The sequence below is a fragment of the Azospirillum sp. VT-I1 genome (assembly GCF_055698305.1).
In genome coordinates, this window is the sequence record NZ_CP168802.1 from 138,754 (window position 1) to 155,879 (window position 17,126).

The window sequence follows — 17,126 nt, forward strand, 5'->3', positions numbered from 1 at the left end:
CGAACATGCTCGACGACAACGACACCATGCAGATGCACTGGCGTGAGGCCGGCATTCCCGAGGAGCTGTGCCGGGAACTCGCCCTGGCGACGACGCCGATGCGCCTGCACGCCCATCCGCCGGTGCGCACCGTCGCCGACGCGGAGGAGCATTGGCGCAGCGTTCCCGGCGTGCACACCAAGAACCTGCTTCTGAAGGATGCCAAGGGCGTCCTGTGGCTGGTGGTGCTGCCGCACGATCAGTCGGTGAACCTGAAGGAACTGGCCCCGGTCATCGGCGCGGCCAAGCTGTCCTTCGCCTCGCCGGTCACGCTGGAGCAGGTCCTGTCCATCGAGCCGGGCGGCGTGAGCCCGCTGGCCCTGGTGGCGGACAAGGAGCGCCGCGTCCGGCTGGTGCTGGAACGCCGCGTGCTGGCCGGCGACACCGTCAATTTCCACCCGATGACGAACCGCGCGACGCTGTCGATGCACCCCGACGACCTGTCGGCCTTCCTGCGCCGCCTCGGCTATGAGCCGACCATCGTCGACATCGCCTGACCCCACCTTCCCCCGGCCACCCTTCGGCGCGAGACCTGCGATGCGTTCCAATCAAAACCAGTTCTACATGAACGTCAGTTGCCGGAGCCGGCCGGGGATCATCTCCGCCATATCGACCTACCTGTCGGACCGCAACTGCGACATCATCGAAAGCGCGCAGTTCGTCGATCACGACGGCGAGCAATTCTTCCTGCGGATGGCCTTCGACGCGCCGGAAGCGATCCGGAACGACGCCGTTCTCATCGAGGATCTGCAACCCGTCGTGGACCGCTTCGCGATGACCCTGACGCTGCGCGACGCCCGGCGGCGGCCGAAGATCCTCATCATGGTGTCGAAGTTCGGCCATTGCCTGAACGACCTTCTGTACCGGCACAGCATCGGGGCGCTGCCCATCGACATCGTCGGCGTCGTCTCCAACCACGACGCCTTCCGGTCGCTGGTCGAATCGCATGGCATCGCCTACCATCACCTCCCGGTCTCCCCCGGCAACAAGCGGGAGCAGGAACTCCGCCTGATGGAGATCGTGGAGACGCAGGGCGTGGAACTCGTCGTGCTCGCCCGCTACATGCAGGTGCTCTCGCAGGATCTCTGCACGCGGATGGCGGGGCGGATCATCAACATCCATCACAGCTTCCTGCCCAGCTTCAAGGGTGCCAAGCCCTATCACCAGGCCTACGCCCGCGGCGTGAAGCTGATCGGCGCCACGGCGCACTACGTCACCGACGATCTCGACGAAGGGCCAATCATCGAGCAGGAGGTGGCGCGCGTCGACCATTCCATGTCGCCCGACGATCTGGTCGCCATCGGCCGCGACGTCGAAAGCGTCGTCCTGGCCCGCGCCATCCGGCTGCACATCGAAGCGCGCGTCATGCTCCACGATCATCGGGCCATCGTGCTGCGGTAACCTCCCGCGGCCGGTTTGCCGACCTCTCCCGAAGGAGTCCAGGAACCATGCAACTGATCGACGAAAGAGCCACCCAGGCGGTCCGGCAAGCCTTCGCGACCGGCGGCCTCGCCGCGGCGGTGCAGGAGCTGCGCCGGCATGTCGTCATCGAGGACGAGCGCATGGCGCTCGCCGCCGTCGAAGCCTTCCTGGCCAGCGGCCGGGACGGCGCCGCCGGCACGCGGGAGCCGTAACGGCGCGTTCCCCGAACCGCGCCGCCGAACTGCGACCCGTCGATCTCTTCCCACGCCTGCGGACCACGCGATGCCCCTCATCCAACCGATCGTCCCGTTGCTCGTCGCGGTTTTGCTGATGATGGGCGGGACGGGGGCGCTGACCACCATCGTCAGCGTCCGCATGGATGCCGCGGGCGCGCCGCCCATCCTGCTCGGCGCCCTGACCGCCGCCTATTACCTGGGGGTGACGGTCGGGTCGACGCAGGCATACCGGCTCATCGCCCAGGTCGGCCACATCCGCGCCTTCAGCGCCTCCGCAACGGTGATGGTCGCCGCGACCCTGGGGCATGCCCTCGGGTCCGATCCGCTCGCCTGGACCGCCCTGCGCCTCGTCGAAGGCTGCTGCATGGCCGGCCTGTTCGTCTGCATCGAAAGCTGGCTGAACCAAAGCGCCACATCGGCCACGCGCGGGCGGATCCTGGCCCTCTACATGATCGCGCTCTACGGGGCGCAAGGGGCCGGCCAGTATCTGATGGTCATCGACGACCCACATGGCTTCAGGCAGTTCGTCCTGGTGTCGATCCTGATATCGCTCGCCCTTCTGCCGGTTGCGCTGAGCCGCAAGGCCCCGCCCCTTCTGCAGGAACCGGCGCCCGTCCGCATCCGTGATCTCTATCGCGCAAGTCCGCTGGGGTTCGTCGGCACGGTGATCAGCGGGCTGGTGGTCGGCGCCTTCTATGGGCTGGGTCCGGTCTATATTCGGCACCTGGGCTATGATCTCGGCCAGTCGGCGACCTTCGTCAGCGCCGCCATCATCGGCGGCATGATTCTCCAGTGGCCGTTCGGGAAGCTGTCGGATCTCTTCGACCGGCGGCTGGTGCTGGTCGGCCTGTTCGCAGCACTGGCCGTCATCAGCATCGGCATGACGATGCTTCCGCAGAGCGGCTTCGGCCCTCTCGTCGGCGGCATCGCCCTGTTCGGCGGGATCATCTTCGCGATCTATCCGATCTGCGTCTCGCACACCAACGACTTCCTGACGCCCGCCGAGATGGTGCCTGCGAGCGGCGCCATGGTGCTGGGATTCTCGATGGGCGCCATCGCCGGGCCCTTCCTGGCCTCTCTGGTGATGGCGACGTTCGAACAGGATGGATTGTTCCTGTTCACGGCGCTGGTGGCGGTCGCCGCGCTGTGGTTCGCGCTGTGGCGCATGACGGTCCGGCCCCCGGTCCCCTTCGACCAGCGCCTTCCCTTCCTGCCCCAGGCACCGATCGCCGGGCCCTTGGACGGCATGACGGGCGAGGAGCCCCCAGGGAAAGCACCGGGGACGGCATCGGCTGACCGGCGCAAGCTGCCGTCTGGATGCGAACGTGAAGCCCGACGTCTCAGGCTTCACGTCCGGCGGCAAGAATCACCCTGCGAATCCAGCATGAAATGCCGGACCTTGTGCCGGTTTTCGATCAGCTCGTCGATGGTGGGTTCGTTGCGCATCGCCCGCCCGACGGCGATCTTGGTCGCCTCGTAATTGGTGCGGTAGAGATCGGCGCGATCGAGGTTCGGATCGGTGGCGCAGCGCGGATCGATCCAGACCATCACCAGGATGCACAGATCGTTGATGCCGTCGCGCGGCAGAACGCCTTCGATCACGCAGTCCAGCACCGCGTCGGCGGTGGCGGCCTGGACGACGCCGCCGAACAGGTCGACATAGGCGCTGGACTTCATCGTCACCTTGGACACCATCATGGTGGCCGGGCGGACCATCTGGTTGCAGTCCCGCACCGCGAACATGCGGGTGTGGCCGGCGGTCTGCCCCATCATGGTGGCGAACGCATGGCCGGCCGGGCCGTCGACCGTGCCGATCACGATCTCCGGCATGGCGTCGGTGAACTGGCCTTCCTTGGCGAACACGGTGGCCTCGCCGACGCGGAACAGCGGATTGCTCATGGGAACGTTGCTCTCTTGGAAAGGGTGGTGCCGGCGGTCATCCGGTGCGGATGCCGTCCAGCAACAGTTCGATGCTGCGGCGCAGCCGTTCGGTCTGGCCGGCCAGATCCGCAGCGGCGGTCAGGACGTGCCGGGTGGCACTTTCGGTGTCGCGGGCACCGCCGGTGACATGCCGGGCGTTGCGGGCGACCACGCCCGCCCCGGATGCCGCCTGGTCGATGCTGGTGTGGATGGTGGCCGATGCGGCGGCCTGCGCCTCCATCGACCGGGCGATGGCCAGCGAGATGGTGCTGATCTCCTCGATCACCGCGGTGATGCTCTGAAGGGCCTGGGCGGCGTTGCCGGTGGCGTCCTGCATCGCCTGGATGCGGAGCGAGACGTCCTGCGTCGCCTTGCCGGTCTGGCTGGCCAGCTGGCGCACCTCCTGCGCCACCACCGCGAAGCCCTTGCCGGCCTCCCCGGCGCGCGCGGCTTCGATGGTGGCGTTCAGGGCCAGCAGATTGGTTTGCCCGGTGATCTCGTCGATGATGCGCACGACATTGCCGATATCCTCGGCCGACTGCCGCAGGCTGTGCACCGACTGGTCGGCCTTCCTGGCCTGCTCCACCGCCGACTGGGCGATGCGGGCGGAATCGTCGATGCGAAGACGGATTTCCTCCAACGAGCGGAAGGTGTCGTCGGCCAGGGCGGCGACGGACTGGACGTTGCCGGCGATCTGTTCCGCGGCCACCACGGTGGCGCCCGCCTGTTCGTTGGTGCGGTCGATGATGCCGGTCAGCTGGCGCGCGGTGCCGTCGAGCGCGCTCGCCGACGAATCCACCGTGTCCAGCCCCTCCATCGCCGTCCGTTCGAAATCGGAAATCAGCGCTTCCAGATGGGCGGAGCGCAGGCGCTCGCGCCGCCGCGCCGCGATGTCCTGGAAGGCGGACCGGACCTGATCGTTGGCAGGATGCTCCAGGATTTCGTCCAGGGTGCCGGTCTGGGTGATGCGTCCCGCCTCCATCACGGCGATCCGGTCGGCAAGCCGCATCGCCTCGTCCGGGTCCTGCGTGGTCAGCAGCACGGCGGCGCGATGCGCCCGCTGCCAGTCGAGGAACTCGGCCTCCAGCTCCGACCGCAGGACGGGATCGACCCCGGCAAAGGGCAAATCCATCAGCAGCAGCGGCGGATCGCCGATCAGGGAGCGCGCCAGCCCGATCCGCAACCGCGCATCGGGCGGGATCTCCTGCGGGCGCCGGCTGGAGAGATGGGCCAGCCCCATGCGCTCCAGAAGGGCCAGGGCGCGCTCATGCCGGTCGCGCCGGCGCAAGCCCGCAACTTCCAGCCCGAAGGCCACGTTTTCCAGAATGCTGCGGTTCGGCATCAGCGCCACGGCGCCGAACGTCATCGCCATGGCGCCGCGGCGGGCGGCCACCAGTTCGGCCGGCGTCATCGCCGCCATGTCGCGTCCGTTCAGGACCACGGTCCCGGCGGTCGGTTCCACCAGACGGTTCACCATGCGGACCAGGGTGGACTTGCCGGAGTTGGACCGCCCCAGCACCGCGAGGATCTCGCCGGCCGATAGGTCGAACGAGACATCGGCCACGGCCACGGTCGCGCCGGTTTCCTGCCGGATGTCGGCGTGGTCCATGCCGGCCTGCAGCATGGCCAATGCCCGGGCGGCGTTGCCGCCATAGACCTTGCACAGTCCTTCGGCCGACAACATCCCGGTGCCGGCCGGCACGGTGCCCTGCATGTGAGCTGACGAGTTCATCGGCGATCCCGGTCATGGACGGACTGAAAACGGGAATGGCTGGAGACGGCCCTTCGTCACGCGACCGCGCTGCGAACGGGCCGCCTCCATGGACGCCGCGGGAAAGGGTGCGCGGCCGCCACACCGGCGGCCGCGGCCCGGCAGCGGATCAGAGCTTGCCGGTGACCCAGTAATCGATCCGGGCCTTGTTGTTCTTGATGTAGTTGTCGACCGCCTGCTCATAGCTGGTCTGGCGGGCTTCCTGCATCATCGCCTCCAGGTCGCCGATCGGCAGGACCATCCGGTTCAGGAACTCGTAGACCTCCGGGTGATCCTGGTAGAAGCCCTTGCGGACGATGGCGTTCACGCTCTCCAGACCGCCCAGCGCGCCCTTGGGATCCTCCAGGTAGCGCAGCTTCCAGTTGGCGAACATCCAGTGCGGGCTCCAGCTCGTCACGACGATCCACTCGTTGCGCTTCATGGCGCGCTCCAGGGCGGCAAGCATCGCGGCGTCGCTGGCCGACACCAGTTGCAATCCCTTCAGATCGTAGGTCTTCAGCGCCTTTTCGGACGCCTGCATCAGCCCCGAACCCGGATCGATGCCCTGGACCTTGCCGCCCAGCTGCTTCTGCACCTCCGGCTTCTTCAGGTCGTCGATGGTCTTGACCTGATCGACCGGAATATAGTCCGGCACGACCCAGCCCAGACGGGCACGGGTGTAGAGCGGGCCGAGATCGACGATGTCCTTGCCGACCTTGTCGAGATAGGGCTTGTGGGTCAGCGGCTGCCACGACATCAGCATGGCGTCGAGCTTGCCGCTGGCGATGCCCTGATACTGGATGCCGATGTCGGCCATGGTCAGCTCAACCTTGTAGCCGAACCGCTCCTCGATCACGTGCTTGGCCAGCTTCGTCACCGCCTCGGCGTCCGACCAGGCGGTCCAGCCGATGTTGATGGACTTCCCGGCGGCCAGCGCCGGGCTGGCGATCACGCCGGCCCCCAGACCGACCGTCATGGCCGCCGACAGCAGCATGCCCAAGGCTTTACCGAAGATTCTCATCAAGAAGCCTCCTCTTATCGTTTGTTTGTACTCGTCTGTTCTGACGGGCCGGACTTTCGCCCCTGGACTTGAACGGGGCGCGTGCCTGCGGCCCGGGAGATCACCTCTGTCCTACCGGTGAACGCGATCGGGTGACGGCCCCGTATCCGTGGATGCGGCCGGCCGGCCACCTTGCGGCATCAAGACGAAAAGCTGCTTCCAACCGACGCACATGGTTGCGGGCATCAGTGTCGATTGAGGAAGAATGCCGGCCCGGAAAGCAAAAAACCTACATCAGAACGGCAATTCGTATCGGATTTGCGACAGCTCTGTACGAACTCCCACTCTGCAGCCGAATTCTGCCCGATATGCGAGCAGGGACTTCAAAATCTGCCATGGAAATAGGGAAATGCTGCGCCAATGCGAAGGCGTCGAGACGTTGCGGACGTCGATCGGTGGTCTTCGGATGACGTCGCGCGGCCGGCCGGCAATTCTCCCGATTGAACGGGGCGGCCACCGTTGTTGAATAAATGCGGCATGTCGCAAATCGGCTATTGCCGAAGTCCGGCTTGCGCAAAAAGACAGGACCGCCTGTCGGCCTTTTTAAAGTTGATGTCGCAATCCAGAACGCGGGGTGCTTCGCCCGGCGGCAGGCTGTCCGTCGTGGAATCGAAGAAAGTACAGCCCGGTCAAGGCTGAAGCGGTTCCACGAACGTACGGCTCAGCTCCCACAGGCCCACTCCCGCAGAAGGTCAACCGCCATGTCGTCCGAGATCTCCATAGAATCCCTGCTGACGCGCCGCAAGAAGGGCTACAGCCTGGAAGCCCCGTTCTACACCAGCGAAGAGATCTTCAAGCTGGACATGGAGATCATCTTCGGCCGCCACTGGCTGCATGTGGGCGTGGAACCGGACGTGCCGGAGCCGGGCGACGTGATGGTGGTGGACATCGGCAAGACGTCCGTCATCGTCATGCGCGACGACGACATGGAACTGCGCGCCTTTCACAATGTCTGCCGCCACCGCGGCGCGCGCATCATCCTGAAGGAGAAGACTTCCGTCGGCAATCTGGTGTGCAGCTATCACCAGTGGACCTACGGGCAGGACGGGGAGCTTCTGTTCGCCGAGCATATGGGCAATGATTTTGACCGCAAGTGCCGGAACCTGAAGAAGGTCCACATCCGCTCTGTCGGCGGCCTGATCTTCATCTGCCTGGCGGAGGAAGCGCCGGACGACATCGACCGCATGGCGGCGGCCATCGAGCCCTACATCCTTCCGCACGATCTGAAGAACTGCAAGGTCGCCAAGACCGTCGATCTGATCGAGAAGGGCAACTGGAAGCTCACGATGGAGAACAATCGTGAATGCTACCACTGTGTCGGCAACCATCCGGAACTGACCATCCCGCTGTTCGAATACGGCTTCGGCTTCGCCCCCGACGGCACCAACCCGAAGCGGATGGAACATGCCGCCAAGTACGAGGCGCTGGTGCAGTCCTGCCATGTCGGCTGGGAGGCGGCCGGCTTCCCCAGCCGCGAGGTCGAGCGTCTGACCGACGTGACCGGTTTCCGCACCGAACGCCTGCCGCTGGACGGCGCCGGCGAGGCTCACACCAAGGACACCCGCTGCGCCTCCAACAAGCTGCTGGGGTCGATCACCGAGCGCAAGCTGGGCGCCCTGTCCTTCTGGACCCAGCCGAACTCGTGGAACCACTTCATGAGCGACCACATCGTCACCTTCTCGGTGTTCCCGCTCGGCCCCGACCGCAACCTGCTGCGCACCCGCTGGCTGGTCCACAAGGACGCGGTGGAAGGCGTCGATTACGACCTGAACCGCCTGACCGAGGTGTGGGAGGCGACCAACCAGCAGGATGCCGATCTGGTCGAGATCTCGCACAACGGCGCGATCAGCCCCGCCTACGAGCCGGGCCCCTATTCGCCCTACACCGAGCCGCTCGTGGAGAAGTTCACGGAATGGTACGTCGGCCGCATGTCCGAGCATCTGCTGGGCAAGCAGGCCGCGGTGAGCGTCGCCGCCGAATGACAGGGCGCCAGGGCGCGTCCCGGCGGACAGAGCGCCGGGACCGCCTGTCGTCCACGGCTCAGGTTTCAGGGGCTCAGGATTCAGGGGGAGAGAGATGACGATGCGGCAGGATGCGGCTCCGCCTCCGGTCCGGGACTGGGATCCGGAGATCGACGACACGCTGGTTTGCCGGGCGGTGCGGGACGAAACGCACGATGTGAAGACCTTCGTCTTCGCGCCGAAGCAACCCTGCCTGTTCCGCTTCAAGCCGGGCCAGTTCATCACGCTGGAACTGCCCATCGGCGGCGGGACCGTGCACCGCAGCTACACCGTCTCCTCCTCCGCCGCGCGGCCGCACCGGCTGTCGATCACCGTCAAGCGCGTGCCCGGCGGCCCGGTTTCGAACTGGCTGCACGACACCCTGAAGCCGGGCGACACCATCCGCGCGGTCGGCCCGCTCGGCGAGTTCACTCCCGGCGAATTGCCGGGAGACTCCGGGACGCCGCGCAAATTCCTGTTCCTGTCCGGCGGCAGCGGCATCACCCCTTTGATGTCGATGACCCGGACCTTCGACGATCTGGGCGAGGACCACGACATCGTCTTCGTCCATGCCGCCCGGACCCCGGCCGACATCGTCTTCCGCCGCGAACTGGACGCGCTGACCGGTCCCGGCCGCCGCCTTCGCGTCGCCCATGTCTGCGAGGGGATCGGCAGCGAGGCCCACTGGGCGGGCTTCACCGGCCGGCTGTCGCTGCCGATGCTGGGGATGATCGCGCCGGACTTCATGGACCGGGAGGTCTATGTCTGCGGACCCGGCCCCTTCATGAAGGCGGTGCGCGCCTTCCTGGAGCAGGGCGGCTTCGACATGAGCCGCTACCATCAGGAGAGCTTCAACTTCGAGGAGCTGGCGGCCGAACTCGCCGCGGGACAGCCGCCGGCCCAGGCCGCCCAGACCACGGACGTGCCGGGCCTGGACGTGCCGAGCGCGAACGCGCCGCCTTCCGACGGATTCCGCATCGAGTTCGCCAAGACCGGCAAGGTCTTCGCCTGCCCGCCGGACATGGCCGTGGCGGATGCGGCGTCGGCCGCCGACATCCGGGTTCCGACCTCCTGCGCGCGCGGGCTGTGCGGAACCTGCAAGACGAGATTGATCTCAGGCACGGTCGAGATGAACCACACCGGCGGCATCCGCAAGCGCGAGATCGACCAGGGGTTGATCCTGCTCTGCTGCAGCCGGCCAACCAGCGATCTGGTGATAGAGCGTTAGCGGCATCGCCGATGAATTGTCTTCCGGGGGCAGGCCGCTGACGCTAGCATTCCGAAGGATTAATCAGGGCCGTCATACTGGGGGGATGTCCTGGTGGGGAAGACAGTGGAATATCGCCGTTTCGGCGGTAGCGGTCCCGCCCCCCGGCAGGAGGAACGCGCGCTGTTGTCGGTCGGGTTCATCCTGACCAACAACTTCACCCTGACGGCGCTCGCCCCCTTCATCGACGCCCTGCGGCTGGCGGCCGACGACGGCGACCGGTCGCGGCAGATCCGCTGCCGCTGGACCATCATGGGGTCGCGGGCGGAGCCGGTGATGTCCAGCTGCGGCATCGGCGTCGCCCGCTGGGAACCGCTGACCGATCCCCGCCGCTTCGACTATGTGGTCGTGGTGGGCGGGCTGCTGCATGCCGGCCCTCAACTGGACGACGAGGCGCTGGCCTATCTGCGCGCCGCGGCCTCCTACGGCGTGACTCTGGTCGGCGTGTGCACCGGCAGCTTCGTGCTGAGCCGCATCGGCCTGATGAAGAACCGGCGCTGCTGCGTCAGCTGGTACCATCACCGCGATTTCATCGAGGAATTTCCCGATCTGGTGCCGGTGGCCGACCAGCTCTATGTGGTGGACCGCGACCGCATCACCTGTTCGGGCGGCGCCGGGGTGGCGGATTTGGCCGCCTTCCTGATCGAGCGCCATCTGGGCCGCGCCACCGCCCAGAAAACCATGCACATCCTGCTGATCGACAAGGCGCGTCCCGCCAGCCAGTCGCAGCCCCAGCCGCCGACGGTGGTGGAGATCACCAACGACCGCGTCCGCCGCGCCCTGCTGCTGATGGAACAGCACATCAGCGATCCGCTGTCGGTCGAGGAGATCGTCCACCGGCTGAACGTCAGCACCCGGCAGTTCGAACGGCTGTTCCGGCTGGCGGTGGGCACCAGCCCGGCCACCTATTACCGGTCCTTGCGCCTGCGCTATGGCCACTGGCTGCTGCGCAACACGAAGCGCTCGGTCACCGCCATCGCCAACGAGGCCGGCTTCGCCGACTGCGCGCATTTCTCCCGCCAGTTCCGGGAGCTGTTCGGCGTTTCACCGTCGGAGGTGCGCCGCACCGCCGTGCCGGATGCGGAGGCAGATCCGCATTTCTCGCCTCTCGCCGCCTTCCGCCGCACGAACGGCGATTCCCTTCTGCCCGACCGCCGCCTGTTCGAGGATCCGGCGCCGACTGTCCAGGACAGCGCACCGGTGGACTGACGGGACACAGATTCCTCCAATTCTCTCGCAAATTCAGGCATTTGATCGACCCGTTCCGCCCCTGTCGCAAAAAGGTAATTCATGGTCGCGGGGGGCAACGCGACAATCGCGGCGATGGTGAATTCTTGGCAGGCTCAATACTGGGGATCGTTCCTGCCATGTCCTCACCAGCCGAAGCCCTTCTGAAGCCTCTGCAGATCAAGCATCTGACGATCCGTAACCGCGTGATGAGCACGAGCCATGCGCCGGGTTACGGGTCCGAAGGCAAGCCGAAGGAACGCTACCAGCTCTACCACGAGGAAAAGGCGAAGGGGGGCATCGGCCTGACGATGTTCGGCGGCTCCTCCTCCGTCGCGGTGGACAGCCCGGCGGCGCCGTGGAACCAGATTTCCGTCGCCGACGACAGCGTCATTCCCTTCTTCCGCGAATTCTCCGACCGGGTGCACCGCCATGGCGCGGCGCTGATGATCCAGCTGACCCACATGGGCCGGCGCACCCGCTGGGACACCGAGAACTGGCTGCCCACCGTCTCCGCCTCGGCCACCCGCGAACCGGCGCACCGCAACACGCCGAAGGAGATGGAGGATTTCGACTTCAAGCGGATCATCGCCGGCTATGCCGCCGCCGCCCGCCGCTGCAAGGAAGGCGGCCTGGACGGCTTCGAGCTGTCGGCCGCCCACGGCCACCTGATCGACCAGTTCTGGAGCCCCTCGGTCAACCGGCGCACCGACAAGTACGGCGGCAGCCTGGAAAACCGCATGCGCTTCGGCATCGAGGTGTTCGAGGCGATCCGCGCCGAGGTCGGCGACGACTACGTCATCGGCATGCGCATGTCCGGCGACGAGCTGATCGACGACGGCCTCAGCCACGAGGACTGCATCGCCATCGCCCGCACCTATGCCGAACGCGGGCTGATCGACTTCGTGAACGTGCTGGGCGGACAGGCGCGCGATCATCTGGCGCATGCCATCTCGCTGCCCAACATGTCCTTCCCGGTCGCCCCCTTCCTGCATCTGGCCAGCGGCATCAAGCGCGAAGCCGGCATTCCCGTCTTCCACGCCCAGCGGGTGACCGACCTCGCCACCGCCGCCCGCGCGGTGGAGGAAGGCCATGTCGACATGGTCGCCATGACCCGCGCCCACATCGCCGATCCGCATCTGGTGCGCAAGCTGATGGAAGGGCGGCTGGACGATGTGCGCCAGTGCGTCGGCGCCGGCTATTGCATCGACCGCATCTATGTCGGCGGCGACGCGCTGTGCATCCAGAACGCCGCGACCGGCCGCGAGCGCACGATGCCGCACGTCATCCCGAAGGCGGAGCGCAAGCGCCGCGTCGTGGTGGTGGGCGGCGGCCCCGGCGGCCTGGAAGCCGCCCGCGTCTGCGCCGAGCGCGGCCACTCGGTCGTCCTGCTCGAACGCAACGCCGCCCCCGGCGGCCAGATCAACGTCGCCGCCAAGGCAACCTGGCGCGAGGCGATGAGCGGCATCACCCGCTGGCTGTCGCAGCAGGTCACCAAGCTGGGCGTCGATGTCCGCCTTGGGGTGGAGGCCGACCGCGCGACTGTGGAGGCCGAGACACCCGACGTGGTGATCCTCGCCACCGGCGGCCGTCCCAACCGCGGCGACTTCAAGGGCGCCGATCTGGCGGTCTCGACCTGGGACGTCCTGACCGGAGCGGTCGAGCCGACGGGAACCGTGCTGATGTATGACGGCACCGGCCAGCATCATGGCGCGTCCTGCGCGGAATTCATGGCCAAGCGCGGCGCCCTGGTGGAGATCGCCACCCCCGACCGCATGATCGCGGAGGAGGTCGGCACCACCAACCAACCGATCCACCTGCGCGAGCTGTACAAGCTGAACGTGGTGATGACCACCAACCACCAGCTCGTGGAGATCTACCAGGAGGGCAACCGCCGCGTCGCCGTCCTGCGCAACGAATACACCCACGAGGAAGAGGAGCGGCTGGTCGACCAGATCGTGGTGGAGCTGGGCACCCTGCCCAACGACGCCCTCTATTTCGATCTGAAGGACCACTCGCTGAACCGCGGCGAGACCGACCTCGACAGCCTGATCGCCGGCCGGCCGCAGCCGGTGCAGGCCAACGGCCATGGCGGCTACACGCTGCACCGCATCGGCGACGCTGTGGCCGGCCGCAACATCCACGCCGCCATCTACGACGCGGCGCGTCTCTGCAAGGACATCTGACACCTCCACCCCCGCCCAGCGACCCCAGCCAAGCGACAGGAGCCGTCCGACGTGATCGCCACCGCTCTCACCACCGTCGTCCTTGCCGTCCTTGCCATCGGCGCGGCATTGGCCGTCTGGCAGTCGCGGCGCTGGCTGGCCGGCCGGCCGGCGAGGGTCGGCGTGGTCACGGGGCTGCGCGCCCTGCCCGGCCGCTATCTGGTCGATGTGCACCATGTGGTGGGGCGGACGCCGTTCAACGCCCGCTTCCACGCGCTGGTCGCCGGGGGCTTCCTCGCCGCACTGGCGCTGCTGGTGGCGATGGCTATCGCCATCGGCGGATCGCGCCTCGTCTGGCTGCTGCTCGCCGTTGTGCTGGCGGTCATGCTGGCGGGCGCCCTGATGGTCCGGCATCGCCGCCGGGTGCTGCGCCCGCGCGAGCTGTCGCAGGGGCGCTTCGCCCGCCTCCCCCTGTCGCTTCTTGGATTTTCCGGCTCCCTGCTGCTGGTGGCTCTCGACCAGTCGCTGGGCGGCGTGATGCCGGAGGCGCTGGCCCTGGTCCTGGTCGCAGTTGCCGGGGTGGCGTTGGCAGATCTGGTGTGGGGCGTGTGGAAGGGACCGCTGAAGCATGCGGTGCATGGGGCGCTGCATCTGGCCTTCCACCCGCGTCCGGCCCGCTTCCATGACGGCAAGGGGCGCGACACCGGGCTGAAGCCGCTGCCGCTTGCTCCCACGAAGGACAATGAGCCGGGCGCGCTGGGCGTGGAACGTCCTGTCGATTTCGCCTGGAACCGCCTGCTCGGCTTCGATGCCTGCGTCCAGTGCGGACGGTGCGAGACCGCCTGCCCGGCCTATGCTGCCGGCCTGCCGCTGAACCCGAAGAAGCTGGTGCAGGATCTGGTCATCGCCATGGACGGGCAGGCCAGCGACGCCGCCTATGCCGGCAACCCCCATCCCGGCCGCGGTGTCGGCAAGGCCCATGGCGGGGCGGCGCTGCCGCTGATCGGGCATGACGCGATGATCCATCCCGACACGCTGTGGTCCTGCACCACCTGCCGCGCCTGCGTGCAGGAATGCCCGATGATGATCGAGCATGTGGACGCCGTGGTGGACCTCCGCCGCTTCCAGACGCTGGAGTTGGGCGCCACCCCCGGCAAGGCCGCCGTCATGCTGGAGGAGCTGCGCGCCACCGACAATCCCGGCGGCCGTGCGCTCGCCCGGCGCTGGGACTGGGCGGCCGACCTGTCGCTGCCCCGGCTGCCGGCCGGCGGGTCCTGCGACACGCTGCTGTGGGTCGGCGACGGTGCCTTCGACCTGCGGGTCCAGCGCTCGCTGCGGGCTCTGGTGGTGTTGCTGCGCCGCGCCGGGGTGGATTTCGCCGTGCTGGGCGACGAGGAGCTGGATTGCGGCGACGTCGCCCGCCGGTTGGGCGACGAGGCGACCTTCCAGTCGCTGGCGACCCGCAACGTGGCGACGCTGAACGCCCGCCGCTTCAGCCGTATCGTCACCGCCGACCCGCACGCGCTGCACACGCTGCGCAACGAATATCCGGCCTTCGGCGGCAGCTGGACCGTCGTCCACCACACCGCCCTGCTGCTGGAGCTGATCGCCGCGGGCGCGCTGACGGTGACGAAGCCGGTCGGCCGCAGCGTAACCTTCCACGACCCCTGCTATCTCGGCCGCTACAACGGCGAGATCGAGGCGCCGCGCGCCCTGCTGGACGCCATCGGGGTGGAGCGCCGGGAGATGCTGCGCTCCGGCTTGCGGTCGAGCTGTTGCGGCGGCGGCGGCGGCGCTCCGCTGACCGACGTGTCGGGCGAACGCCGCATCCCCGACGTCCGCATGGAGCATGTCCGGGAGACCGGCGCCTCGATGGTCGCCGTCGCCTGTCCCAACTGCGCCCTGATGCTGGAAGGCGTCGTCGGTCCCCGGCCGGAGGTGGCGGAGATCGCCGAACTGGTGCTCGCCGCGACGGAGACCGCCCGATGAGCCAACCCACCGTCATCCGCCGCCGTGTCGATCCCCGGGCCGAGCGTGCCGCCCGCACGATCCTGACCGGCCAGCGCCCGCGCCTGCTGCGCCAGCCGGTCGCCGCAACGAGCAACGAGCGCCGCCGCGATCCGCGCGCCATCCGCGACGCGGCCCTGGTGCAGCGCCAGCCGCGCCCGCGCTACGACTGGGCGCGCGACGCGGCCACGGCCGGAACCGCCGCGGCGGTCGGCATTGCCGTCGCCACGGCACCCGCGATCCCGCTGCAGGTGATCGCCGAGCCGGCCTATCTGGTCCTCGCCGTGCTCGACCGCCCCGGCGGCGAGGTCAGCGAGCATGACCGGCAGGTCATCGCCGCCGCCCGCCTGCTGGCCGATGGCGCAGATGGTGGCGGCGGCGGGGCGGTGGTGACCGTCTCCACCGGATCGGGCGAGGCGCTGGCGGAGTCCGGATCCGACCGCCATGTCGCCCTGCCCGACGGCTGGGCCGACGATTACGTGCCGGAACGGCGCGCCGCCGCCGCTTCGGCGCTGATGGCGTCCCTGTCCCCCCGCCACGTCCTGTTCCCGGACAGCCCGGACGGCGGCGACGTGGCGCGGCGGGTCGCGGCGGCGACGGGGGAGCGGCTGTTCTCCGGCGTGCAGAGCCTCGCGCCCGACCGGGCGACCCGCCAGTCGGCCGGCGGGTCGCTGGAGACCGGGCACCGCCCCACCCGGCTGATGACGGTGGCAGCGGACGCCTTCGCCCCGCTCGACGGCGTCCGGCACGAGGCCCGGCCGATCGATCTCGCCGCTCCGGCGCTCGCCGGGGAGGAGGTCCTGCCCCGCCTGGGCGGCGCCCGCCGGCTGGCGGTCGATCCCGACGCGCTGTCCCTGTCGGAGACCGACTTCATCCTCAGCGCCGGCAACGGCGTGACCGACTGGCAGAGCTTCGCGGAACTGGGCGAGGCGCTGGGCGCCACCCGCGCCGGCAGCCGCGTGGTCTGCGACGCCGGCCATCTGCCGCGCGAACGGCAGGTCGGCGCCTCCGGCACGGTGGTCGGCGCGCGCTGCTACCTTGCCTTCGGCATCGCCGGGGCGCCGCAGCATCTCCAGGGCATCACCGCCGTCCGCCATGTGATCGCCGTCAACACCGACCTCCACGCCGAGATGATCAAACGCGCCGACCTGTCCATTGTCGCCGATGCGCAGGAGATCATGCCCGCCCTGATCCGGCTCATCCGGGAGCGCCGCCATGACTGACCTCTCAATGGCCGACGTCGCCGTCCTGCTGTCCGTCGGCCGCCATCCGGTTTCCGGCCGAACCCGCCGAGCCGCGACCGACGCGCAGGCGCTGGAGATGGCGCTGGCGCTGCGCCCGCGGCGGCTGACCGCGATCCATGCCGGACCGGCCGCCGACGGCGAGGCGCTGCGGGCCTATCTCGGCATGGGGCTGGAGCGGCTGACGCTGCTGGTCCTGCCGGAAGGCGCCGATCCGGTCGAACCGCTGATCGCCCATCTGCGCCGCCTCGCCCCTTCGCTGGTTTTGACCGGACGGCAGGCGGAGGACGGCGAGGGCAGCGGCATGCTGCCCTATCTGGTCGCCCGCGGCCTCGATGCCGCCGTCGTTTCCGACGTGGTGCGGGTCGCCCCCGCCGACGGGCCCGACGGCAAGCCGGGTTCGGCGGACATCGTGCAGGCGCTGCCGCGCGGACAGCGCCGGGCCTTGACCGTCACCGGCCGCCTGATAGCGACCGTCCATCCGTCCGCCCCGCCTGCCCGTGCCTCGGCCTTCGGGCCGGCCCGGCGGGGCGTCATCGAACCGGTGGCGGTCCAGGCGACCGCCGATCTCTTCCTGTCGGACTGCGAGCATCGGCCATGGCGCCCTCGTCCCAAGCTGATGCGCGTGAAGCGCGGCGGCTCGGCCCTGGACCGGCTGAAGGCGGCGACCGAGAGCAAGAGCGGAAAGGGCCAACTGCTGGTCAACCCGTCAGCCGAAGCGGGAGCGCTGGCCATCTACGACAGCCTTGTCGAACAGGGAATGCTGCCATGAACATGCACAACGATCCTCCC

General features: G+C 68.3%; 13 protein-coding genes and 1 pseudogene. 11 read left to right on the forward strand and 3 right to left on the reverse strand.

Annotated elements, in window-relative coordinates; genetic code table 11:
• The first annotated feature begins 5 nt into the window (after positions 1 to 5).
• From AB8P05_RS14760 to AB8P05_RS14775, 4 genes and pseudogenes are all read left to right on the forward strand, one after another.
• A complete protein-coding gene (locus AB8P05_RS14760) occupies positions 6 to 536 on the forward strand; it encodes a YbaK/EbsC family protein (RefSeq protein WP_472759854.1) in 531 nt (176 codons plus the stop codon).
• A 40-nt stretch (positions 537 to 576) separates the two neighbouring features.
• Positions 577 to 1,440: a formyltetrahydrofolate deformylase gene (purU, locus tag AB8P05_RS14765; protein ID WP_472759855.1), complete on the forward strand. Its 864-nt coding sequence runs from the start codon at positions 577 to 579 to the stop codon at positions 1,438 to 1,440.
• 47 nt (positions 1,441 to 1,487) lie between these two features.
• Positions 1,488 to 1,673, forward strand: coding sequence for a hypothetical protein (locus AB8P05_RS14770; protein WP_472759856.1), 186 nt, complete (start codon positions 1,488 to 1,490; stop codon positions 1,671 to 1,673).
• 70 nt (positions 1,674 to 1,743) lie between these two features.
• Positions 1,744 to 2,709: pseudogene (locus AB8P05_RS14775) on the forward strand (MFS transporter); the annotation flags it as partial.
• Between the two features lie 335 nt (positions 2,710 to 3,044).
• On the opposite strand, the gene fae reads toward AB8P05_RS14775, so the two are convergent.
• From fae to AB8P05_RS14790, 3 genes are all read right to left on the reverse strand, one after another.
• Positions 3,045 to 3,596: a formaldehyde-activating enzyme gene (gene fae / locus AB8P05_RS14780; RefSeq protein ID WP_472759857.1), complete on the reverse strand. Its 552-nt coding sequence runs from the start codon at positions 3,594 to 3,596 to the stop codon at positions 3,045 to 3,047.
• A 37-nt stretch (positions 3,597 to 3,633) separates the two neighbouring features.
• The gene (locus AB8P05_RS14785; RefSeq protein ID WP_472759858.1) at positions 3,634 to 5,349 is read right to left on the reverse strand and encodes a methyl-accepting chemotaxis protein; all 1,716 of its coding nucleotides are present in this window, start codon (positions 5,347 to 5,349) and stop codon (positions 3,634 to 3,636) included.
• Positions 5,350 to 5,497: 148 nt separating this feature from the next.
• Complete coding sequence (locus AB8P05_RS14790; RefSeq protein ID WP_455173161.1) at positions 5,498 to 6,388, reverse strand: glycine betaine ABC transporter substrate-binding protein; 891 nt, start codon at positions 6,386 to 6,388, stop codon at positions 5,498 to 5,500.
• A 740-nt stretch (positions 6,389 to 7,128) separates the two neighbouring features.
• Here AB8P05_RS14790 and AB8P05_RS14795 point away from each other — a divergent pair.
• From AB8P05_RS14795 to AB8P05_RS14825, 7 genes are all read left to right on the forward strand, one after another.
• The gene (locus AB8P05_RS14795) at positions 7,129 to 8,409 is read left to right on the forward strand and encodes an aromatic ring-hydroxylating oxygenase subunit alpha (protein ID WP_455173162.1); all 1,281 of its coding nucleotides are present in this window, start codon (positions 7,129 to 7,131) and stop codon (positions 8,407 to 8,409) included.
• 100 nt (positions 8,410 to 8,509) lie between these two features.
• Positions 8,510 to 9,655, forward strand: coding sequence for an FAD-binding oxidoreductase (locus AB8P05_RS14800; protein ID WP_472760139.1), 1,146 nt, complete (start codon positions 8,510 to 8,512; stop codon positions 9,653 to 9,655).
• Between the two features lie 93 nt (positions 9,656 to 9,748).
• Entirely contained in the window at positions 9,749 to 10,903 is a 1,155-nt protein-coding gene (locus AB8P05_RS14805; RefSeq protein ID WP_455173163.1) for a GlxA family transcriptional regulator, read from the forward strand.
• A gap of 158 nt (positions 10,904 to 11,061) precedes the next feature.
• A complete protein-coding gene (locus AB8P05_RS14810) occupies positions 11,062 to 13,107 on the forward strand; it encodes an oxidoreductase (protein WP_472759859.1) in 2,046 nt (681 codons plus the stop codon).
• A 51-nt stretch (positions 13,108 to 13,158) separates the two neighbouring features.
• Positions 13,159 to 15,075 carry a DUF3483 domain-containing protein gene (locus AB8P05_RS14815; protein ID WP_472759860.1) on the forward strand — a complete coding sequence of 639 codons (1,917 nt, stop codon included), beginning with the start codon at positions 13,159 to 13,161 and terminating at the stop codon, positions 15,073 to 15,075.
• Positions 15,072 to 16,316: an electron transfer flavoprotein subunit alpha/FixB family protein gene (locus tag AB8P05_RS14820; protein ID WP_472759861.1), complete on the forward strand. Its 1,245-nt coding sequence runs from the start codon at positions 15,072 to 15,074 to the stop codon at positions 16,314 to 16,316. Before AB8P05_RS14815 ends, AB8P05_RS14820 begins: the two co-directional genes overlap by 4 nt.
• Positions 16,309 to 17,106 (forward strand): adenine nucleotide alpha hydrolase family protein, encoded by a 798-nt coding sequence (locus AB8P05_RS14825; protein WP_472759862.1) that lies wholly within the window; start codon positions 16,309 to 16,311, stop codon positions 17,104 to 17,106. The genes AB8P05_RS14820 and AB8P05_RS14825 overlap by 8 nt, the downstream gene beginning before the upstream one ends.
• The last annotated feature ends 20 nt before the right edge of the window (positions 17,107 to 17,126 follow it).